Source organism: Mesorhizobium xinjiangense, from assembly GCF_009749525.1.
GTDB classification, from domain to species: Bacteria; Pseudomonadota; Alphaproteobacteria; order Rhizobiales; family Rhizobiaceae; genus Mangrovimarina; species Mangrovimarina xinjiangensis.
In genome coordinates this window covers 41,539-61,637 of record NZ_WOAC01000024.1, presented here as the reverse complement: position 1 = coordinate 61,637, position 20,099 = coordinate 41,539, and the positions used below count along the sequence as shown (strand labels likewise).

Genomic DNA, 20,099 nt, shown 5'->3' with positions numbered 1-20,099 from the left:
GTCTCCGCATTGCATCGTACTTTACCAGAATCGATCCCGTATCGCTGACCGATGCGCCGCGGACGCTTGTCCCGCCAACCATCAGCATCATCGACAGCGATCTGATCTCGTTTCACGCTGTGCATCACTGGATCAACTACCAAAGGTTGTCAGAGGTGGAATTCGGCATATAATCGAAATTGAATGAACTGCGTCGAAGGACCCACCAATGCTTGAGTGAGGGTCTCGCCGCAGGGGGGCGCCTGATCGTTGCTTGACCAATGCCAGCCAGGGAGCCAGCATGAGCACCAGCGCTTTCAAGACGACACGCCGCCAACTTCTCCAGAGCGCGGCCGCGGGCGCAGCGCTTTCGGCGATCACACATCCCGCATGGGCGCAGTCCGCGCCTGCCGTTCCGCTCGACGAATATGAGCCGACCTATTTCAGCGCTCAGGAATGGGCCTTCATACTGGCTGCCACGGCACGGCTGATCCCTTCCGAGGGCGACGGCCCCGGTGCGATCGAGGCCCGCGTTCCGGTCTTCATCGACCTGCAACTTGCCGGTGATTTCGGCATTGCGGCGGACTGGTACATGGACGGTCCGCACGACCCCGCCGCGCCGGCCCAGCTTGGCTATCAATCACCGCTCAATCCGGCCGAAGTCTACCGGGCCGCGATCGCCGAACTGGACGACTGGTGTTCTGAGGAGCACGGGGCGCCCTTCGCCGAACTCGAGGCCGAAACCCAGAATGCCGTGCTCACCGCATTGGAAAACGGCGAGTTGACGCTGTCCTCGACGCAGGGCGCCAGCTTCTTCGGACTTTTGCTGCAAAACACCAAGGAAGGCTACTTTGCCGATCCGAAATATGGCGGCAATCACGGCATGGCGGCCTGGGTCCATATCGGCTTTCCCGGGGCCCGCGCGAGCTTTCTGGAATGGGTTGGGATTGAACGAGCCTACCCGCTCGGCCCCGTCAGCATCGCCGGCGAGAGGGCTTAGCCATGGCCACGACAGCGAAAAAGAAGGATGTCGTGATCGTTGGGCTCGGCTGGACGGGGTCCATACTCGGCATGGAGTTGTGCGAGGAGGGGCTGGAGGTCCTCGCACTGGAGCGCGGCCCCGACCGCGACACCGTGCCGGATTTCAAATATCCCGACGTTGCGGACGAGCTGAAATACGCCATTCGCTACGGCTTCATGCAGAGGCCGCGCAACTCCACCCTCACCATCCGCCGCACGCTCGAAGAGACCGCCCTGCCCTACCGCTCGCTCGGTTCCTTCCTGCCGGGCGACGGCGTCGGCGGAGCCGGCGTGCACTGGAACGGCCATACATGGCGGCCGATGGCGGAGGAGTTGCGCCTGCGCTCCTATGTCGAGGAGACCTTCGGGGCCGAGATCATTCCCGAGGAGATGACGCTGCAGGACTGGGGCGTGGACTACGCCGAGCTCGAGCCCTATTTCGACCGCTTCGAGAAGGTGGCGGGCATCGCCGGTCAGGCCGGCAATATCAACGGCGAGGTCGTCGAAGGCGGCAATCCCTTCGAGGCGCCGCGGTCGGGTGATTTTCCCATGCCGCCTCTGCCGCAGACCGTCGATGCGCTGATGTTCGCGGAGGCGGCGCGCGCCATGGGCTACCATCCCTTTCCGCGCCCGGCGGCGAATGCCTCGCAGGCCTACACCAACCCCTATGGAATGCAGCTCGGGCCGTGCAATTTCTGCGGCTTTTGCGAGCGGTTCGGCTGTCTCAACTATTCCAAATCATCCCCGCAGACCTGTGTGATGGCGGCGCTGAAACGCAAGCCGAATTTCGAATACAAGGTGAACTCGGAAGTGCTGCGGGTCGAACTCGCCCGGGATGGAAGGACAGCGACCGGCGTCACCTATGTCACGGCCGAGGGCGAAGAAGTCTTCCAGCCGGCCGATCTGGTGATCCTGGCGGCCTATCAGCTGCACAATGTGCATCTCATGCTGCTGTCGGGCATCGGGCAACCTTATGATCCGATCACCGGCGAAGGCGTGATGGGCAAGAACTACGCCTACCAGATGAATGGCGGCACTTCGCTGTTCTTCAAGGACGTGGAATTCAATCCGTTCGTCGGCGCCGGCTCGAACGGCATGGTGATCGACGATTTCGCCATCAACCAGATCGACTTCGCCGCCGAGGGCTTCATCGGCGGAAGCTATATCTCGTCGGGCACGACAAACGGTCAGCCCATTCGATCCATGCGGTTGCCACCGGACACGCCCGGCTGGGGCGGGGATTGGAAAAAGGCGACGAAGGAATGGTACGGCCATTCGATGTCGATCGGCTCGCACGGATCGAACATGGCCTATCGCGACACCTATCTCGATCTCGATCCGACCTATCAGGACCGCTTCGGGCGCCCGCTCCTGCGCATGACGTTCAACTGGAAGCCGAACGACATCCGCATGACGCAGTTCATGAAATCGAAGATCGAGCCGATTGCCGAGAGCATGAATCCCGACATCATGGCATCCGGCTACAAGGCGGACGGTGCCATGTATGACGTGCGCCCCTATCAGACCACGCACAATGTGGGCGGCGCGATCATGGGAACGGATCCGACCAGTTCGGCGCTCAATCGCTATCTGCAGAGCTGGGACGTTCACAACGTCTTCGTCATGGGTGCCAACGCCTTTCCGCAGAATATCCAATACAACCCGACCGGCGTGGTGGGCGCGCTGGCCTACTGGTCGGCGGAGGCGATCCGCACGCAATACCTGCCAAATCCACGGCCGCTGATCTGAGGAGGCGCAGCCATGAAGACGTTTCTCAGGATCGTCGCGGGTCTGATCGTTCTCGGCCTGGTTGCCGTTGCGGCAATCGCCTTCCTGCCCATCCGCAAGACACCGCCGAACGACCAACTGGCCGCGAATTACGAAGTGCCTGCCGGACAGGGCGAATATACCATGCGGCTGGCCGACTGTGCGGCCTGCCACACGGCCGAAGGCGGCGAGCCTTTCGCCGGCGGGCGCGCGATAGAAAGCCCTTTTGGCACGATCTGGTCGACCAATATCACGCCCGATCCTGACGTCGGCATCGGAGGCTATACGCTCGATGAGTTTCGCGCCGTGCTTAATGACGGTGTGCGCCGAGATGGCACGCATCTCTATCCCGCAATGCCGTACGACAACTACCGCAAGCTGTCCGAACAGGATATCCGTGTCCTCTACGGCTTCTTCATGAACGAGGTCGAGCCTGTCGCCAGCGAGGGTGAAACGACCAAGCTCGACTTCCCGTTCGACCAGCGCTGGGGTATTCGCGTCTGGGACTGGGCCGCGCTTTCGGCACCCGGCTTCACGCCCCGCTACGACGATCCGGTCCTCGACCGCGGCGCGTATCTGGTCGAAACGCTCGGCCATTGCGGCGCCTGCCATACCCCGCGCAACGCGATCTTCGCCCAGGCGGCCACGACCGGCGAGGATGCAACCTTCCTCACTGGCGGCGCGATCGGCGGATGGTCTGCTCCGGATTTGCGCGGGCCGAATTCGGCCCCTCAGACCTGGAGCGCGGAGCAACTGAAGGCCTATCTCGCCTCCGGGCGCAACGACCGGTCCGCGGTGACGGGCGAGATGTCGCTGGTCATCGCGCATTCGATGCAATACGCCAGCGAGGACGATCTCGACGCCATCGTGGCCTATCTTCGCCATATCGGTGGTGGCGGCGGCGACGGAACGCAGCCGGAGCCCGATGCAGACGCCGAAGCGACGACCGAACTTCTTGCATCGGCCGACCCGGCGATGGAACTCGGTCCGAGGCTCTATCTCGACAATTGCAATGCCTGCCACTTCACCGACGGAAGGGGCGCCGACGGGGTCTTTCCAGAACTCGACGGCAATTCGCTGGTCAACGCGTCACAGACGGCCGGCGTCATCGACGTGATTCTCAACGGATCGCGGCTGCCCTCGACCCAAAGCCGTCCGGCCGATCTCGCGATGCCCGATTTTGGCCATCGCCTGTCCGACGAGGAAGTGGCCGCACTCGCCACCTTCGTGCGGAGCGCGTGGTCGAACGAAGCCGGTGCCGTGACGGCAGACGACGTCGCCAGGCGCAGAGGGAATGCCGGCCGACCGCAGGATCCACGGTCCTGATTTCGGAAAAGACGTTTGATTTTGGAAAATGAGCCCGGAGCGACATCCGCTCCGGGTTTACATCAGCGCCCGTCGGGCGTGCGCAGGCCGTACCATTTGTCCTTGACGGCGTTGTAATGCTCCTCGGGGCGGTGCTGCGCCACCTGGAGGCCGAGCGTGCGCACGCTGAGCCGGCCAATGGCCGACAGGATCGCGTAGCTCGCAACCACGACGTTGCGCTCCGAATTGGCAACCGCAACCTGCGCGTCGATCAGATCGGCCTGCGAATCGAGGACGTCGAGCGTCGTGCGCTGGCCGACATTGCGTTCTTCGATGACGCCGTCGAGGGCCAACTGCGCCGCCGCGACGGCTTCTCTGGTCGAAGCGAGTTGCTCCTGCGACGCCACATACTGCGTCCAGGCGGATGTCACCGCGGCGCGAACATTGTCGCGGGTCACGTCGACCTCGATGCGGGCCTGACCGAGCGTTTCCTTCGACTGGCGCACCTGCGCCGACACGCGGCCGCCCTGATAGATCGGCACCGACAGAGTCGCGCCGATACTGGCGGAATTGGACGTGCCGTCATCCGAGGCGAAGGTCTCGGGAACCGTGTTGCGGTAGTCGCGCGACACGCCCGCCCTGGCCGTCACTCCGGGAAGCAGCGCCCCTTCCGTCACCCTGACATCGAAGTCGGCCGCATCGACCAGATGCTGCGTCGCAATGATTGCCGGATGCTCGGCCGACGCGATGGACTCGGCTGCGGCAAGGCTGCCCGGCAGCTTGTTGGCTTGCGCCGCCGCGGATGCGAGCTGGTTCGGCGCGTCGCCGATCACCTGCTGGTATATCGCTTCGCTGGAGCTGGTGTTGGCGCGCGCCGCCGCCAGCGTGGCGATCGCCGCAGCACGGCTGGCCTCGGACTGGGCGACGTCGGTGCGGGTCCCCTCGCCCACTTCGAAGCGCGATTGCGCGGCGCGAACCTGCTCCTGGAGGAACGCCAGGTTGCGTTCGCGCAGCACGGCGATCTGCCGATCCCGGATCACGTCCATATAAGCCGATGCGGCATCGAACAGCGTGTTCTGCTCGGTGTTGCGCAGGCTTTCCACCGAAGCGCGCACGCGCGCCTCGGCCGCGCGCACATTGTTCTTGGTCTGAAAGCCGTCGAACAGCATCTGATTGATCTCGACGCCGAAGGACCCCGTCGTCAGGCGTGTGCCGTCGCTCGAACTGTAGTTGATCGTCCCCACGCCGTTGACGGTCGGGCGGTATCCCGACTTGGCGATCGCCACGCTTTCATCGGTCACCCGCACGCCGGCGCGCGCCGAATTCAAGCTGGAATTGTGCTCGTATGCCTTCCCCAAAGCCCCGAGGATCGTTTCGGCGTGGGCAATGGCCGGCATGATCGAGACGGCAGTCAATGCGACTGCGGCCAGCAATCTTTTACGTATGGATGCCACGGACCTACCTCTCCACTTTACTCTGCATCAAACACGCGATGCAGGTTTCCCACCTGATTTGGCCCCATTCCGACGTCTGGCGCCACAATGACGGCACGGCCTTGCTCTTGCAACCTGTCAGAACTCGAATGCCGGCTGGCGCTGAAATCCCGGCAACGGCCTGATGGCCGCATTGAATCCGCGCCGACTGGCCACAAGCCCGTCCTTCCTGACATAAAGCCGCGCCACCCCGGCATTGCCGACACCCTCGACGGCAACGAGGCGGCCACCCTCCTTCAACTGATCCATCAAAGCTGCCGGAACCTCATCGACAGCACCTTGCAATATGATGACGTCATATGGAGCTTCGGCGGCACAACCGATCGTCAAATCTCCATTGACGACCGCAACATTGTCATAGCCCAGTTCCGAAAGCGTATCGGCGGCGCTTTTGGCAAGGGTCTCGTCGCTCTCCAAAGCGATCACCGAACCGGCGACACGCGACAGGATGGCGCTTGAATAGCCCGTACCCACGCCGACATCGAGAACCACGTCATCATGGCCGATTTCAGCCAATTGAAGCAACTTGGCAAGAGGAGACGGTTCCATCAGGAAACGACCCGGCCCGTTCGGCGGAGAGATATCGATATCCTCGTCGATATAGGCCAGATCGCGGCGCCGAGAGAATACAAACGCCTCGCGCGGGACGGACGCGAACGCCTCCAGGACGTCCACATTCGTGACATCCGTGGTCCGCAGCTGGCCCTCGACCATTTTCATGCGCTGCGCAGCAAAATCAGCGTTCATTCCGTCTGCCCGTGCTTGCCGCAATGCGGCATCAGTCTCGTTGGAGCCAAGCGTACCCGCTCCCGTGCGACACAATCAAATGCTGGAGGCCTCGCCCGGAATCGAACCGGGGTAGAAGGATTTGCAGTCCTCTGCGTAACCACTCCGCCACGAGGCCAAGCCAAAAAAACGCATTCAGATCAGTCGCTTGCCCGACGGCCCAAATTCAAATCTGAATCACCGCCTTTGCGCGTTCTGAATAGGCGTTCTTTTTTCGGGCCGCAAGGCCCAAGCGGCAAACATTTGCCAAAAGGGTTAGCGGCTGTGGCTTGGATGATACGCTTTCTCAGGGGTGCCGCTGCTTATGATTGGCCCCGCGGGGGCGTTTTCCTGTCGGGAAGCCCCGCCGCAGCCAGCACTGCCGACAAGCCGTGCCGGTTGACGGGGATTTCAACCTCGGCAGGCAATCCGCAACCTGCGATAATCACCTGCTAGGCCACCAGCCAAAGTTGCCGTGGCCGCAGATCCGACCTATCTGCCCGCAACCGAATTGCTGAAGCGCTTCCGGGACGGAGACCTTGCTCCCTCGGATGTGCTGGAGGCGCAGATCAAGCGGATCGAAGAACTCAACGACAAGGTCAATTGCATCACCTACCGTCATTTCGACGAGGCCCGCGCGGCAGCGCAGGAATCGGACAAGCGCTACAAGGACAAGAACCCGCGCTCCCTGGAAGGAATCACCGTTGCGGTGAAGGACGAATATGAGGTCAAGGGCTGGGTCACGACCATGGGCTCTCTCCTGTTGGAAAATGCCCCGCCCGACAAGGCCGACAACCCGGTGATCGAACGTCTGCGGCAGACCGGCGTCGTCTTTCACATCCAGACCACTATCCCGGAAGTCTATTCCTGGATGACCACGGTGACACGCCTGTGGGGAGTGACGCGCAACCCGTGGAACCTCGCCTATACGCCGGGCGGATCATCGGGCGGATCGTGCTCTGCACTGGCTGCCGGCTTCACGACACTGGCGCTCGGCTCGGACATGGGCGGCTCGATCCGCATCCCGTCCTCGCTATGCGGTCTCTACGGCTTCAAGGCACCTTTCGGGCGGATCCCGACCAGCGAGGTGCCCTATGAGACCGAGGGCCCGCTCGCCAGGACCTTCGACGATCTCAATCTGTTCACCAATGCCATGGTCGGGCCGCATCCCGCCGTTCACTCTTCGCTACGGCCGCGGCTGGAATTCCCCTCGACATACGCACCCATAGAAGGATGGAAGATCGCCTACGATCCGGGCACCAGCATGACGCCGATCGACCCGGCCGTCAGCAAGGCGATGGACGCCGCGCTGGCGCATCTGAAGACATTGGGCGCGAATGTCGAGGTCGTGGATCTCGGGTTCCAGTCGTCCGATATGGAGACCTACCTCGTGGGTCTGTTTTCGACCAGCATGGGCGGCATGCTGGCGACGGCGGATCAGGCGCAGGACCAACTGACGCCCTATGTCCGCTCAATCCTGGATCGCGTCCGCGACAAGCTTGGCCCGCAAGGCGCGGTGGCGACGGACGAGCTGTTGAGCAAGTATCATCGATCGGTGCAAGACAAAGTCTTCACGCGGGGCTTCAAGGCCCTCGTGATGCCCACCCTGGCGACCCCCTTGATCCCCGCAGAACACGGCTTGCATCCGCATGAGGACACCGTCACGATCGGCGAGGAAAAGGTCAAGGGCCTGAGCTTTGCGCTGACATGGCCCTGGAACCTGCTCGGCCACTATCCCGTCGTGAATGCGCCGATCGGCATCGGCCCGCAGAACATGCCGATGGGCATGCAGATCGTCTCCGACACACTCGACGATCTGAGCGCCTTTCAGCTTGCCTCGTCATATTCAAGCGTCGCCACACCGCTTTATTCCGGTGACGCGTTCCCCGATTTCAGGGATGAGGCAACGCCTTGAAGGCATAGTGGGCGCACCGGCCGTGCTCGCACAGCACTCGCGAAATGCGTCTCGTGCGCGGCCGGCAGCATCAATCTCGCCTCTTGCGGCGCCCCTTGCGGCGCTCCCAATGGACGATGCCGCGCCGACGCATCCTGCGCACGAGGTGGAACTCGTAGGAGAGCACCAGCAGGCCCAGCGGAATCATCCAGAAACCGAGCACCGGCAGGAAACCGAAAATGCCGAGGACAATCAGCATCACCCCGAGTCCCACGCGCAGCCCGCGCGAGCGCGGCAGTCTGAACGTGCGTCCGAAGACGGTAATCGTGGGCGCCGCGTCGTCGTCGCGGCCCGGCTGTGCTGCCATGGGAAAATCCTGACTGTATCTGCCATGCGTCCTGACACTACGCTGGAGCCGGAACACAGTTCCAGCGGTGCGGCTATATGCGGGTAAGCTGAGGAGATTTCGAGACCACGCAAACGAACTGCGTCAAAAAATGTGAAAACATGCTTGGCAAATCCAAACAGGGTTTGCTATAGGCACCCCACTTCGCGAGAGCGGGCTTTCCCCGGTAGCTCAGCGGTAGAGCAACCGGCTGTTAACCGGTTGGTCGCTGGTTCGAATCCGGCCCGGGGAGCCACTTTCTATATCTAAAGCGTTGCTTTCATTGAAAATTCGTCGTTGGCAGGAAGCAATTCCCAGCCTTCCAGCATATTGATCTGGCGCGCATATCTTTGCTTCAAACGATTCCGTCTGAAGCAAACGCGCGCTAATAGCGGTTGTATCGGTCGGCCCGGACCGGGTGCCGCACCGACTGAACACTATCCGTGCACCTCATACGGCTTTTCGGGCTGCTCTTTCGACAGGTTCTCCGTTCTGACCCATTCGGCGAATTCGCCCTCGTCGATGCCGTTCGCAATTGTGCATTCGCTACGACCGACCTCAACGTATGAAGACCGTCCGTCATAACAACCGGCAGCCTGGTAAGGAGAAACGCGGGACCATCCCTTCATGGTCTCGTAAACAAATACCCGTTCCTTGAAGTAGAACCGTCCGACTACGCCACACTCTGCCGATGGGCAGGTGTGGCGCTCGAGGTCTTCGGCAGCCACCCACATCTGGGTGTCGGCCACGGCCGGGACGGTGCCTGCCACGGATATCGTGGCTGCAACAAGCGAACTCAGAACGCAAGCAGTGTTCATCTTCCGTCCTGAGCCTCCCGCATCGATGCATCGGTCGCAGTTGTCATGTGCCCATGCACCGTAAGTCAATATCGGCCCTTGTCTACCCTTCGGAGGGCTGAGCCGGGGCCTCCACTTGTTTCACCGGCAATTCGTCCATGGCCGCGATCTCGCCGGCACAACGCTCCGACGCACCCGGAATCGCATCTTCAATTCCGGCAAACTTCACCCAACCGCCGTCTTCGATGAAATCGTCCCGCTGCCAACTGGACGCCTCCTTCAGTTCGGCGAAATGCTTGTCTGCCCCATCTGCGGTGACAAAGCGTTCGACACAGAAGGTTGCGGCAAGTTCTGCCTTTGCGTCGCGCGCAGATTGCGCGGCCATGAGCTTGGCCGAGCCACCGGTCGTCCATCCACCGGCCGTGAAGCCGATCAGAACCGTGGCGACAGCAGCGCCGACGACCGACCATAGCCAGACTGACTTTGTAGGGCGATATTGCTCCCAACGTTGCGAGAGACCATTTGTTTCAGGCATGCGTTCCTCCTCTTAACGATGTGTTTCATTTCGTTACATTTCGAGAATAGCACACCTGCCGTCGATGGTAACCTGCCGAATTGCAGGCTCCAGTCTGCTCACGGTTGCCCCGTTATCGTCGCCATACTGCGGAACGGCAACATGCGTGGCCTCACCCTGTTTCCGCTTGACACATGAAGTCATTTTGTCCGCTGCAGCGGTTCGTCATTTACTGGTTCGCAGGACGCGGCGGCATCCGTCCCACGAGGGTTTTTGGGGCGGGTGGAAGGCAACACCGTCGCCGCGTCCACTTTTTTGCTCCCATCAGTGGTCCTGCTTCTCGCTGCCGCAGACCCAAGGAGGCGAACGGACATTTTGGCCGGCGATCATTTCCCCGATCTTTATTCCGCCCTATTGTAACCGCAGGCGAACCCGGGGCTTCAAACGGAGAGCATCGACCATGCAGATACGTCAGTTCACATTTGCTTCGGCAGTCATCGCCGCATTGGCCCTTGCCGGCTGCGCCACCGAATCCGAGCAGCGCGCGGGCACCGGAGCACTGCTTGGCGCCGGCGCCGGCGCACTTGCCGGACAGGCCATCGGCCGGGACACCAAGAGCACGCTGATCGGCGCGGCCGGCGGCGCGATCCTGGGCGCCGCAGTCGGCCAGGCCACGACGCCGCGCCGAGGCGAAGAACTCTGCCGCTATCAGCGCCCCGACGGCTCGATCTACACGGCCCCGTGCGACGAGCGCTATTACAACGGCAACTATTGAGGGCGACAAGGAACGAGTTTCGGGCGGGATGCCGGCATGGGTGTCCCGACCGCCATATTTCCGTGATCGCGGAATATGTTCCGAGCTGGAACTCATTCATCTTTCGGGCGGATGGTAGCGATTCTCGAAAAGCGTATCTCCCACGCAATCTGGCAACTTCGGGCATCGGCACCATTCCCCCCGTCCATGCAGGACGCATGGACGGGGGAGCGAATCGGGATTGCATCTGCACGATTTCGCAAAGGCGCACCGCAAGGCGCGCTCAATAGATCAATTGCGCGCCCGTGAGAGGCGCGCGATCGCTGAACAGATCGGCAACTGAAGAAATCTCAGCCGAAGGCGGCATTCGCCCTTGCGGCAAATGCTTCCGCGACTCAGCCGACGAATGCGCGTTCGACGACGAAATCGGCCGGCTTGGCGTTCGATCCCTCTTCGAGACCGGCCGCCTTCACCAACTCGCTGACATCATGGATCATGTCGAGCGAGCCGCAGATCATCACGCGATCGTTGGCGCGGTCGAAAGACTCGGCGCCGAGCGCCTCGAACAGCCCGCCGTTCTCGATCAGCGACGTGATGCGGCCCGTTTGAGGCGATTCGTCGCGCGTCGTCGAGCTGAAATAGCTGATGCGGCCGTCCGTCAGTTCGCCGATCAGCGGGTCCTCGCCGAGCGCCTTGATAAGCTGGTCGCCATAGGCGAGCTCGGCATTGCCGCGACAGGTGTTGGTGACGATGATCTGCTCGAACTTGTCGTAGGTGTCCGGATCGCGGATCAGGCTGGCAAACGGGGCGATGCCCGTGCCGGTGGCGATCATGTAGAGCCGCTTGGCCGGCGTCAGCGCGTCGGTGACCAGCGTGCCCGTTGCCTTCTGGCGCAAAAGCACCGTGTCGCCCGGCTCGATCTGCTGCAGATGCTGGGTCAGCGGGCCGTCGGGCACCTTGATCGAATAGAATTCCAGTTCCTCGTCCCAGGCCGGGCTTGCGATCGAATAGGCGCGGAAGACGGGCTTTTCGGCATTCGGCAGGCCGATCATTACGAACTCGCCGGAGCGGAACCGGAAAGTCTGCGGCCGCGTGATGCGGAAGGAAAACAGCCGGTCCGTATAATGGGTCACCGACGTCACGGTCTCGGCATAGACATTGGCCGGGATCGGGAAGCGCGGGGCCTCGGCTTTGGCGTTGGAATTGGCGGCGACTGAGGTCATCAGTTGCAATCCTATTGTGGCCTGTGGTGTTGAAAGCCGCCCGTGATACCGAACGGCCAGTACGATGAGAGCTTCTAACCGACACGCGCGGCCAATCCACCCTGTCGATAAAAACTATTATTATACAGCCGCTTATCGGGTCAAGACGGCAACGTAGAGAGCCATTCCAAATTGCTGCGGCTTGGCAGGCCGTCCGTTCCGGAAATTGCGTATGAATGAGAAAATGGCCGCAAAGTCAAATATTGGTGCCCCCAGTGCCGATTTCAAATGCCGTTTCGATGCCTCCCGACACAAACGCACCGGACGGCTGAACGGCGGCATGACCGCCTTGTCAAACAAGCCGCTTGTGGGCCACCATCGCCCGGCAATGCGTTGAGGCGCGCGCCGATTGGAAGGAGACGGAGTTGAGCGAAAAGGCCCTTGTCGTCATCGACCTGCAAAACGATTTCTGCCCTGGGGGCGCGTTGGCGGTCGAAGGCGGTCACGAGATCGTGCCGCTGGTCAACCGGATGATCGCTGACGCCGAGCATGTCATCCTGACGCAGGACTGGCACCCGGCGGGCCATTCAAGCTTTGCCTCCGAGCATTCCGGCAAGAGCTCCTTCGACAGCGTCGCCATGCCCTATGGCGAGCAGACGCTGTGGCCCGACCATTGCGTGCAGGGCACCGACGGGGCGGCCTTTCACCCGGACCTCGATTGGACCCAGGCCGAGCTTGTCATCCGCAAGGGTTTCCGGCCCGACATCGACAGCTATTCGGCCTTCTTCGAGAACGACCATACGACACCGACCGGGCTTATCGGCTATCTGCGCGAGCGCGGCATCACCGATTTGACGATGGTTGGCCTGGCGACCGATTTCTGCGTCGCCTATTCCGCCATCGACGCGGCAAGGGCCGGTTTTGCGGTGACGGTCGTGGAGGCGGGCTGCCGCGCCATCGACCTTGCCGGCTCGCTCGCCGCGATGCGGCAAAAGATGCAAGAGGCCGGCGTGGTGCTGGCCTGATCCCGCGGCGACCGCGCTACCCCACGCCCACATAGCGGTGAATGGCATCGGGATCGGCGCGCAATTCCTCGACGTCGAGTGTGCGGCGATTGCGGCCGTTTTCGATGAAGGCCACGCGATCGGCCACGGGCAGAACGGCGTCGACGCGCTGTTCGACGAGGATCGTCGAGACGCCGCGCCGGCGCAATTCAGCCACGGTTTCACGGATGCGGGCGATCATCGCCGGCATCAGCCCTTCGGTCGGCTCGTCCAGCAGCAGGATAGCCGGCTCGATGCACAGTGCCCGCGCCATGGCGAGCATCTGCTGTTCGCCGCCCGAAAGCGTGCCCGAACGCTGGCCGAGCCGCTGGCGCAGAACCGGAAAGAGGTCCAGCACCTCGTCGCGCACCGCCCTGCCCTTGCCGCGCGCCATCAGGCCGATCTCGATGTTTTCGGCGACGGTGAGATCCGAGAACAGGCGGCGGCCCTGCGGCACATAAGCCACGCCCGCCTTCGGCACCTCGTGCGGCGCCAGCCGCGCAAGGTCGGTGTCGCCCAGCATGATGGAGCCGCCGCGCACCTTCACCAGGCCCATCACCGCCTTCAGCGTCGTCGTCTTGCCGGCGCCGTTTCGCCCGAGCAGGCACAGCACCTCACCCTTGCGCAAGTCGATCGACAAATCGCGCAGGACCTGAACGTTTCCGTAGAAGCAGTTGATGGCGTTTATCTTCAGTGCGTCAGGCATCGCCGGACACCCCCAGATAGGCGTGCTGGACGTCGGCGTTTGCCCGGATTTCGTCGGGTGACCCTTCGGCCAGCACCCTGCCCTGGTCCATGACGGTGATGCGGTGGGCGAGTGCCATGACGACGGGCATGTTGTGCTCGATCAGGAGCACGGTCGCGTCTGCTGCGATCTCCCGCACGAGGACGCCAAAGCCTTCGATCTCGCTGTCCGACAATCCCTGGGTCGGCTCGTCGAGGATCAGCAGGCGCGGCTTCAACGCCAGGCCCATCGCCAGTTCCAGAAGGCGCTGGTGGCCGTAGGCGAGTTCGCCCGCCGGCATGGCGCTGCGATCGGAAAGCCCAACCCGCTCCAGCGCATGGTCGACGCCGCGGCGCAGATCGGCCGCAGAAAAGCGGCTTTCCCCTCGCTCCTTGTGATCGATCAGGGTGCGCTGCACGGAAAGGGCGACATTGTCGTAGACGGAGAGCTGGGTAAAGACGCTGGTGATCTGAAAGGTGTAGGCGATGCCGCGCCTGACGCGTGCGTGGGCCGGCAGATGGGTTATGTCTTCGCCGGCAAACAGGACCTGCCCGGAATCGGGCATCACCCGCCCGCAGACCAGATTGACGAAGGTGGTCTTGCCGGCGCCGTTGGGGCCGATGATGGCACGGATCTCGCCGGCCGGCAGATCGAAGTCGACGCCGTCCACCGCCGTCAGCCCGTCAAAGGATTTGTGGACGTCGCGGACGGCGAGAAGCGGCTTTACGGCAGCCATGGCAGCCACCTTTCCCGGATCGCGCCGACGATGCCCCTGGGGAAGAAGAGCACCAGCACAATGAGGGCAACGCCGACGACCAGCATATAGGCCGAGGTGAAGCCCGAGGCTATGTCGATCACATAGAACATGAAGAGCGTGCCGACGAGCGGCCCGAGCGTCGTTGCCGCCCCGCCCAGAAGCACCCACAGGAGCGGCAGGATGGAATACTGGATCGCGGCGAAGCTCGATCCGACATAGCCGAACAGAAGCGCGTAGGCTGCGCCCGCCGCGGCGCAGAACAGGCCCGACAGGACGACCGCCGCCAGCTTGTTGGCGAAGACGTCATAGCCCAGCATGCGCGTGCGCTCCTCGTTCTCGCGGATCGCCACCAGCACGCGCCCCAACGGCGCGCGGGCGATGGCCAGCGTGGCGAAGAGCACGACCGCAAACAGCGCCAGCGCGACGAAATAACGTGTCGCCGGATCGCTAAGGTCAAGGCTCACGCCACCCAGGCCGAGTTGGCGCACGTCCTGGCGCAGCACCAGCCCCTCCTCGCCCCGCGTCCACGTGGTGAAGTAAAGCGTCGTCAGGTAGAACACCTGCGAAAACATCAATGTCACGATCATGAAGGCGACGCCGGTGGTGCGCAATGCCAACAGGCCGATGGCGAGCGCCAATGTCGCGCCGGCCATGATGCCGGCGGCGAAACCGGCGGCTACGCCCCAATCGAGATGATAGACCGTCAGCCCGGCGCCGTAGAGCCCGGCGGCGAAGAACATGGCATGGCCGAGGCTCAAGAGGCCGCAATAGCCGAAGAGCAGATTGTAGCCCATGGCGAAGACGGCCAGCACCAGGATGCGTGAGAACACCCCGCGGTGATATTCCGGCAGAACAAAGTTCAAGGCGAGCAGGACGCCGATGACCGCCACATGCAGAAGCAGGCTGCGCATTGCCGTCTTGTCCGCCATCACCGCGCAGCCGTGCCGAAGAGCCCCTGCGGGCGGAAGACGAGCACCATGGCGACCAGCAGCGTGGCGATCATCTTGGCCAGCGTCGGTGAGAAGAAGACCGAGATGATGCCGTCTGACAGTCCGATCAGGAGGGCCGCAACGACCGTGCCGCGCAGCGAGCCGAGGCCGCCGATGATGACGACGATGAAGGACAGGAGCAGCGGGTCGAGCCCCATGAGATAGTGCGCCTGCTGGATCGGAACGACGAGAACGGCGGCGATCGCGGCCAATGCCGCGCCGAGCGCGAAGACGCCGGCATAGACGCGGTCGACCGGAATGCCGAAATTCTGCGCCGTCTCGCGGTCATATTGGGTGGCGCGCATGACGAGACCGATCCGGGTCTTGGTGAGCAGGAACCATGTGGCCGCAATGACCAGCACCGAGGCGGCGATGACGGCGAGCTTGTAGCCGGAATAGCCGAACCAGGGCAGCGCGATGCGGACATCGAAAGGCGCAACGACGGGTCGCGCTTCCGGGCCGTAGACCGTCAGGACAATCTGCTGGATGATGTAGAGCAGGCCGATCGTGGCGACGATGGTGGCTTCGGGATTGTAGTCGAGACGGCGCAGGACCAGCCTTTCGCTCACCAGCGCCACCGCTCCAACGACAAGCGGACTGAGCACCAGGGCCAGCAGGAAGCCGAGGGCCGGATGGCCCGTGACCAGGGTGGAGAAGAACCAGGCGAGCACGGCACCGAGCATGAAGAACTCGCCATGGGCGACATTGACGATGCGCATGACGCCGAAGACGAGCGACAGGCCGAGCGCCGTCAGCGACAACACGGCCGCCGTCACAAGGCCTTCCAGCGTGGCCAGGAGCAGATAGGGACCGAAGGCCATACGTCGTCTTCCCGGCTGATGGCGTCAGCTAGAACGACATCGAGGTGTAATCGGCTTCCGGCTGGTACATCCCGTCCTCGATCGCCGTGCGGTGGATGACCTCGAGCCTGCCGTCCTTGACCAGAGAGATGTTCTGGTGACCGAAGCATTGGTGGATCTTGCCGTTGAAGATCTTGCGTCCCTGGGGATGCTCAAGCCCCGCGGGAAATTCCGTCATCGCCTCGGTCGCCTCGATCACCTTGGCCCGGTCCTGCGGCCCCTTGTAGTCGACCGCCTCCATGGCGGCCTTGATGACATAGAGCGTTTCCCAGCAGCCGAACATATGGGCGGCGGTCGACACGTCCTGAGGGTCGTCCTTCGACGCACCGTTTTCGTCGATGCCGACGGCGTCGCGATAGGCTCGTTCGGCATCGCCGACGTCAGCCTGCAGGTAGCGCGGCATGCCTTCCCAGAAATAGGTGCCTTCGAGGAATTCCAGTCCCGGGCTCGCCATATCGACGGCTTCGAGCGAATCGATGAAACCGAAGATCTCGGGCCTGTTCGAACCGTAGAACTCGCCCAGTTCCTTGACGAAGGTCAGCACCGCGGGACCCACCATGACGTGGTAGAGCACCTCCGTCTCGCGCGGGATCTGCGGAAAATAGCGCGTGAAGGAGCTTTCGGTCGGCGGGATCGCCACTTGCGCGATCACCTCGGCACCCTGCGCCTTCATGGCGGCGGTGAAGAAGTCGCGGTGGTCGTGGCCGAAGGCATAGTCCGGGAAGATCATGGTCGCCTTCCTGCCGAGATTGGACGAAACCCATGGCGCCATCGAGGTAACCTGAGAGCGCACATCGGTGATGCCCGGTTGGACGACATAGCGGTTCAGCTTGCCCGAGGCGACGTGATAGCCCTCGCTGACCACGTAATAGGGCATCTTCAATTCGCCGGCCGTCGGCGCCGAGCCGACGACGACATGGCTGAACAAGGTGCCGAAGACCAAGTCGACCTTGTGCTGGTTGGCGAACTTCTCGACCACCTCGGCGCCACGCTTGGGATCGGTGCCGTCGTCCTCGACGACGATTTCCAAAGGACGGCCGTTGATGCCGCCGGCGGCGTTGATGGCCTTGACGGCGGCGTTGGTCGTGCGCTCGTACCAACGCCCATACGCCGCGCCGATGCCCGTGCGGTGCGCCTGGAAACCGATGCGGATGGGAGCGGACGTTTGCGCCCCTGCATAGCGGACGAATCCGGGCCCTGCCATCAGCCCGGCCGCGGCGCCGATGCCCTTGAGCGCCGTTCGCCGGCTCAGACCGTTGCGGTTGGAGCGGTTGTTCGAAGTCGCGTCAATCATGCCCGTTCCCTTGCGATAGAATTGCGGCCGCTTACGCATAGGCAAGCGAGGGCGTTCAGGCAACCGACGGAGTCGATAAAAGCCAAAGGCCGAACACGGTATAGGCGACCATGAGGAGAGCCAGCGGCAACTGGCTGACGACGGCGTGGCGCGCGTCGCGCTCGCGCTCATAGGCGGCGACATGGGCGACGGCCACGGCAAGGATATGGCCTGCCACGATTGCCGCGGCCTGCAGGTTCCACACGATCCAGGCCGCATCGGCGCCCGACGTGACCGCGGCAACGATCGGCATGTCGGCCGTGCCGAAGAGATCGAGGCCGGTGGCGAAGGGATCGGAGATTGCAGCCAGCGCATATTGGCCGCTGACCAGCAAGGCGCCCAGATAATGGGCGAAATGATAGGCGAGCGCGATCGGAACGAGGGTGAGAACGAGGCGGCCCGCGGCCTCTGCGGTTGACACCGTGCCGCCGGCAAGGCGCTCGCCCACGTCGACGGCGAGGAAGAAGACCACCGCCAAAAGCGTGAAAAAGACAAGCAATCCGATGCTGTTGACGCCGATGACGGCCGAGCGGCCCGGAAATTCGAGCGGATTGAGACCGTTGAGGCCGAACCAGGTGAATGTATGCATCAGGCCGTCGAAGGAGACGGCAGCGAGCGCGAAGAGTACGAATAACGCCCCGCTGAACGGCAGCCCCTTCTCGACCAGACGCGCCCCGGGCCAACGCAGCGACAGCGTCGTCCCGGTCGCCCTGCCCGTGTCGCAGGCCAAGGGCGCCATGCGTGACACGAACGATAAGAAGACCGAGATGCATTCGCCGCGCGCCAGCCATTTCGGCCCGAAGACCAGCATGGCGAAAAATGTGAAGAGCCAATAGGTGCCGACCACGAGCGCAAGACGTCGCGGATCGTCCGGCGCCGGATAGACCAGCTCGAACCAGGCAAAGGCGAAAAAGCCGGCCAGCGCCGGCCAGTAGCCCAGCCGGTTCAGCGCCCAGGCAAAAGGTGTCCGCCATCCCGTCGCCCGGACGAAGAGGCTGTGCGGACTGGTCCACGGATTGAGCCATGCCCACAGATTGCCGATCAGCCCCTGTGCGATCGTCAATCCGATCCAGAAGATCGACCAGAAGAAGAGCGGCAAGGGGTTGGAAAGCGGGTCGGGACTGCCGAACCAGCCCGTCAGAATGAGAAACACGAGCCACAGGAAGGCGAGCAGGCTGGCCGTGACGCGGCCATCCGCACGACAGCGCCCAACGACAAGCGCCCGGCGCGCCTGCTCCGCCAGCGCGCGCGGCGGCACGAATGCCAGCAGGAGAAAGCTCGCCAGGACGGCGAGCGCGCCGCCGAGCCGGTAGTGGCCGGTCGGAAGCAGCAACACAAAGCCGCGTTCGGCCGCATGCGCCAGAGCGGGCTGCGTCGAAACGGCCATGACGAGCGACGCGGCAAGTCCGCCCTGCCACGACAACGACAGCCTTCGCCCAATTCGAACCGCCAGCGCCATACCGCCCTGCCCCCAATCATCGCGACGAGGAAATTTGCACGGCCGGCGCTCGCATGAAAGTGGCGCGCTCGGCAAATGCCTTTCCCGGCCCCTATTCGAGTGTTATGCATGGTTGTATATAGCGTCTCAACCGATCCAACTCGCTGCACCGGGATGTCCGACATCATGACTGCACGCCGCATCTTCCTTGCATGGCTCGCATTGGCCGCGCTCGCCATCGGCATTTCTGCACCGGCCGCGCGGGCGGACGATAGGCTGGTCGTCTTTGCCGCCGCGAGCCTGAAAAACGCGCTCGACGAGATCAACGCGGCCTGGGCCGATAAGACCGGAGAGCCCGCCGCAATCTCCTATGCCGGCAGTTCCGCGCTTGCCCGGCAGATCGAGCAGGGCGCGCCCGCCGACATCTTCATCTCGGCCAATCTCGATTGGATGCAGCATCTCTCCGGCAATGACCTGACCCGTCGCGGCAGCGAGACGCGCCTTCTGGGCAACAGCCTCGCGCTGATCGCCCCGGCCGGTTCCGACGTTACCCTGACCATCGCGCCGGGCTTTGCCCTGAAAGAGAAGCTCGCCGGCGGCCGCCTTGCAATGGCCCAGGCCGATGCCGTTCCCGCCGGCATCTACGGCAAGGCGGCGCTCGAATTTCTGGGCGTGTGGGACGATATCCGCACCGAGATCGCGCAAGCCGAAAACGTCCGGGCCGCCCTGAAGCTGGTTTCGACCGGCGAAGCGCCGCTCGGCATCGTCTACCGTACCGATGCCGCCGCCGACACGGCCGTCAGGATCGTCGGCACCTTCCCCGACGAAAGCCACCCCCCGATCGTCTATCCCGCCGCCATCCTCGCCGCCTCGAAAAATCCGCGAGCCGAGGCGTTCATGGCCTTCCTGTCATCACCGCCAGCAATCGCGGCCTTTGAACGCCAGGGCTTTACGGTCATCATGCCCGCGCAGTCGAACTGATGCGAATCGTCACCTGGAGCATGTCCCGCTCAAACGGAATCGTTTGAGCGAAAGGTACATGCTCCAACATATTGATCTGGCGCGCATATCTTTGCTTCA

General features: G+C 63.0%; 20 protein-coding genes and 2 tRNA genes. 9 read left to right on the top strand and 13 right to left on the bottom strand.

Annotated elements, in window-relative coordinates:
- Positions 1 to 280 precede the first annotated feature (280 nt).
- Genes GM909_RS21375 through GM909_RS21365 form a run of 3 tightly spaced genes read left to right on the top strand, consistent with a single transcriptional unit; the run spans position 281 to position 4,092 of the window.
- On the top strand, positions 281 to 979 hold the full coding sequence (locus GM909_RS21375; RefSeq protein ID WP_157019252.1) for a gluconate 2-dehydrogenase subunit 3 family protein: 699 nt from the start codon (positions 281 to 283) through the stop codon (positions 977 to 979).
- A gap of 2 nt (positions 980 to 981) precedes the next feature.
- Positions 982 to 2,748, top strand: coding sequence for a GMC family oxidoreductase (locus GM909_RS21370; RefSeq protein ID WP_157019251.1), 1,767 nt, complete (start codon positions 982 to 984; stop codon positions 2,746 to 2,748).
- A gap of 12 nt (positions 2,749 to 2,760) precedes the next feature.
- Positions 2,761 to 4,092: a c-type cytochrome gene (locus GM909_RS21365; protein WP_157019250.1), complete on the top strand. Its 1,332-nt coding sequence runs from the start codon at positions 2,761 to 2,763 to the stop codon at positions 4,090 to 4,092.
- Between the two features lie 62 nt (positions 4,093 to 4,154).
- On the opposite strand, the gene GM909_RS21360 is transcribed toward GM909_RS21365, so the two are convergent.
- The 3 genes from GM909_RS21360 to GM909_RS21350 form a co-directional block, all read right to left on the bottom strand.
- Complete coding sequence (locus tag GM909_RS21360) at positions 4,155 to 5,525, bottom strand: TolC family outer membrane protein (protein ID WP_157019249.1); 1,371 nt, start codon at positions 5,523 to 5,525, stop codon at positions 4,155 to 4,157.
- Between the two features lie 117 nt (positions 5,526 to 5,642).
- Positions 5,643 to 6,311, bottom strand: coding sequence for a protein-L-isoaspartate O-methyltransferase family protein (locus tag GM909_RS21355; protein WP_157019248.1), 669 nt, complete (start codon positions 6,309 to 6,311; stop codon positions 5,643 to 5,645).
- Positions 6,312 to 6,394: 83 nt separating this feature from the next.
- Positions 6,395 to 6,468 (bottom strand) — tRNA-Cys (locus GM909_RS21350).
- 336 nt (positions 6,469 to 6,804) lie between these two features.
- On the opposite strand from GM909_RS21350, the gene GM909_RS21345 reads away from it, so the two are divergent.
- Positions 6,805 to 8,244 (top strand): amidase, encoded by a 1,440-nt coding sequence (locus GM909_RS21345; RefSeq protein ID WP_157019247.1) that lies wholly within the window; start codon positions 6,805 to 6,807, stop codon positions 8,242 to 8,244.
- 70 nt (positions 8,245 to 8,314) lie between these two features.
- Here the strand turns inward: GM909_RS21345 and GM909_RS21340 are convergent, their stop codons facing one another.
- Complete coding sequence (locus tag GM909_RS21340) at positions 8,315 to 8,590, bottom strand: hypothetical protein (protein WP_157019246.1); 276 nt, start codon at positions 8,588 to 8,590, stop codon at positions 8,315 to 8,317.
- A gap of 199 nt (positions 8,591 to 8,789) precedes the next feature.
- Here GM909_RS21340 and GM909_RS21335 point away from each other — a divergent pair.
- Positions 8,790 to 8,864, top strand: a tRNA-Asn gene (locus GM909_RS21335).
- A 181-nt stretch (positions 8,865 to 9,045) separates the two neighbouring features.
- Here GM909_RS21335 and GM909_RS21330 read toward each other — a convergent pair.
- Positions 9,046 to 9,426 (bottom strand): hypothetical protein, encoded by a 381-nt coding sequence (locus tag GM909_RS21330; RefSeq protein WP_157019245.1) that lies wholly within the window; start codon positions 9,424 to 9,426, stop codon positions 9,046 to 9,048.
- An 82-nt stretch (positions 9,427 to 9,508) separates the two neighbouring features.
- A complete protein-coding gene (locus tag GM909_RS21325) occupies positions 9,509 to 9,940 on the bottom strand; it encodes a hypothetical protein (RefSeq protein WP_157019244.1) in 432 nt (143 codons plus the stop codon).
- 439 nt (positions 9,941 to 10,379) lie between these two features.
- On the opposite strand from GM909_RS21325, the gene GM909_RS21320 reads away from it, so the two are divergent.
- Positions 10,380 to 10,694, top strand: coding sequence for a YMGG-like glycine zipper-containing protein (locus GM909_RS21320; RefSeq protein WP_157019243.1), 315 nt, complete (start codon positions 10,380 to 10,382; stop codon positions 10,692 to 10,694).
- A 374-nt stretch (positions 10,695 to 11,068) separates the two neighbouring features.
- Here the strand turns inward: GM909_RS21320 and GM909_RS21315 are convergent, their stop codons facing one another.
- Positions 11,069 to 11,896 carry a ferredoxin--NADP reductase gene (locus GM909_RS21315; protein WP_157019242.1) on the bottom strand — a complete coding sequence of 276 codons (828 nt, stop codon included), beginning with the start codon at positions 11,894 to 11,896 and terminating at the stop codon, positions 11,069 to 11,071.
- Positions 11,897 to 12,107: 211 nt separating this feature from the next.
- Between GM909_RS21315 and GM909_RS21310 the strand changes: the two genes are divergently transcribed.
- Positions 12,108 to 12,272, top strand: coding sequence for a hypothetical protein (locus GM909_RS21310; RefSeq protein ID WP_157019241.1), 165 nt, complete (start codon positions 12,108 to 12,110; stop codon positions 12,270 to 12,272).
- Between the two features lie 28 nt (positions 12,273 to 12,300).
- Positions 12,301 to 12,900, top strand: a complete 600-nt coding sequence (pncA, locus tag GM909_RS21305; RefSeq protein WP_157019240.1) for a bifunctional nicotinamidase/pyrazinamidase — start codon at positions 12,301 to 12,303, stop codon at positions 12,898 to 12,900.
- A 16-nt stretch (positions 12,901 to 12,916) separates the two neighbouring features.
- Here the strand turns inward: pncA and GM909_RS21300 are convergent, their stop codons facing one another.
- The 6 genes from GM909_RS21300 to GM909_RS21275 are packed head-to-tail and all read right to left on the bottom strand — an operon-like array spanning position 12,917 to position 19,040.
- Complete coding sequence (locus tag GM909_RS21300; protein WP_157019239.1) at positions 12,917 to 13,624, bottom strand: ABC transporter ATP-binding protein; 708 nt, start codon at positions 13,622 to 13,624, stop codon at positions 12,917 to 12,919.
- Complete coding sequence (locus tag GM909_RS21295; protein ID WP_157019238.1) at positions 13,617 to 14,378, bottom strand: ABC transporter ATP-binding protein; 762 nt, start codon at positions 14,376 to 14,378, stop codon at positions 13,617 to 13,619. The genes GM909_RS21300 and GM909_RS21295 overlap by 8 nt, the downstream gene beginning before the upstream one ends.
- Positions 14,366 to 15,328, bottom strand: a complete 963-nt coding sequence (locus GM909_RS21290; RefSeq protein WP_157019237.1) for a branched-chain amino acid ABC transporter permease — start codon at positions 15,326 to 15,328, stop codon at positions 14,366 to 14,368. The genes GM909_RS21295 and GM909_RS21290 overlap by 13 nt, the downstream gene beginning before the upstream one ends.
- A complete protein-coding gene (locus GM909_RS21285; protein ID WP_157019236.1) occupies positions 15,328 to 16,209 on the bottom strand; it encodes a branched-chain amino acid ABC transporter permease in 882 nt (293 codons plus the stop codon). Before GM909_RS21285 ends, GM909_RS21290 begins: the two co-directional genes overlap by 1 nt.
- 28 nt (positions 16,210 to 16,237) lie before the next feature.
- The gene (locus GM909_RS21280) at positions 16,238 to 17,542 is read right to left on the bottom strand and encodes an ABC transporter substrate-binding protein (RefSeq protein WP_157019235.1); all 1,305 of its coding nucleotides are present in this window, start codon (positions 17,540 to 17,542) and stop codon (positions 16,238 to 16,240) included.
- A gap of 55 nt (positions 17,543 to 17,597) precedes the next feature.
- Positions 17,598 to 19,040, bottom strand: a complete 1,443-nt coding sequence (locus GM909_RS21275) for a hypothetical protein (RefSeq protein ID WP_157019234.1) — start codon at positions 19,038 to 19,040, stop codon at positions 17,598 to 17,600.
- Between the two features lie 165 nt (positions 19,041 to 19,205).
- Here GM909_RS21275 and modA point away from each other — a divergent pair, with 165 nt between their 5' ends.
- Positions 19,206 to 20,000 (top strand): molybdate ABC transporter substrate-binding protein, encoded by a 795-nt coding sequence (gene modA, locus GM909_RS21270; protein WP_235912007.1) that lies wholly within the window; start codon positions 19,206 to 19,208, stop codon positions 19,998 to 20,000.
- The last annotated feature ends 99 nt before the right edge of the window (positions 20,001 to 20,099 follow it).

Excerpts from the sequence above, each read along its gene's own strand:
- GM909_RS21285 (WP_157019236.1), bottom strand. The coding sequence starts at position 16,209 with ATGGCCTTCGGTCCCTATCTGCTCCTGGCCACGCTGGAAGGCCTTGTG.
- GM909_RS21375 (WP_157019252.1), top strand. The coding sequence starts at position 281 with ATGAGCACCAGCGCTTTCAAGACGACACGCCGCCAACTTCTCCAGAGC.
- GM909_RS21340 (WP_157019246.1), bottom strand. The coding sequence starts at position 8,590 with ATGGCAGCACAGCCGGGCCGCGACGACGACGCGGCGCCCACGATTACC.
- GM909_RS21365 (WP_157019250.1), top strand. The coding sequence starts at position 2,761 with ATGAAGACGTTTCTCAGGATCGTCGCGGGTCTGATCGTTCTCGGCCTG.
- GM909_RS21275 (WP_157019234.1), bottom strand. The coding sequence starts at position 19,040 with ATGGCGCTGGCGGTTCGAATTGGGCGAAGGCTGTCGTTGTCGTGGCAG.
- GM909_RS21310 (WP_157019241.1), top strand. The coding sequence starts at position 12,108 with ATGAATGAGAAAATGGCCGCAAAGTCAAATATTGGTGCCCCCAGTGCC.
- GM909_RS21370 (WP_157019251.1), top strand. The coding sequence starts at position 982 with ATGGCCACGACAGCGAAAAAGAAGGATGTCGTGATCGTTGGGCTCGGC.
- GM909_RS21315 (WP_157019242.1), bottom strand. The coding sequence starts at position 11,896 with ATGACCTCAGTCGCCGCCAATTCCAACGCCAAAGCCGAGGCCCCGCGC.
- GM909_RS21320 (WP_157019243.1), top strand. The coding sequence starts at position 10,380 with ATGCAGATACGTCAGTTCACATTTGCTTCGGCAGTCATCGCCGCATTG.
- GM909_RS21325 (WP_157019244.1), bottom strand. The coding sequence starts at position 9,940 with ATGCCTGAAACAAATGGTCTCTCGCAACGTTGGGAGCAATATCGCCCT.
- GM909_RS21290 (WP_157019237.1), bottom strand. The coding sequence starts at position 15,328 with ATGGCGGACAAGACGGCAATGCGCAGCCTGCTTCTGCATGTGGCGGTC.
- GM909_RS21295 (WP_157019238.1), bottom strand. The coding sequence starts at position 14,378 with ATGGCTGCCGTAAAGCCGCTTCTCGCCGTCCGCGACGTCCACAAATCC.
- modA (WP_235912007.1), top strand. The coding sequence starts at position 19,206 with ATGACTGCACGCCGCATCTTCCTTGCATGGCTCGCATTGGCCGCGCTC.
- GM909_RS21330 (WP_157019245.1), bottom strand. The coding sequence starts at position 9,426 with ATGAACACTGCTTGCGTTCTGAGTTCGCTTGTTGCAGCCACGATATCC.
- GM909_RS21300 (WP_157019239.1), bottom strand. The coding sequence starts at position 13,624 with ATGCCTGACGCACTGAAGATAAACGCCATCAACTGCTTCTACGGAAAC.
- GM909_RS21355 (WP_157019248.1), bottom strand. The coding sequence starts at position 6,311 with ATGAACGCTGATTTTGCTGCGCAGCGCATGAAAATGGTCGAGGGCCAG.
- GM909_RS21280 (WP_157019235.1), bottom strand. The coding sequence starts at position 17,542 with ATGATTGACGCGACTTCGAACAACCGCTCCAACCGCAACGGTCTGAGC.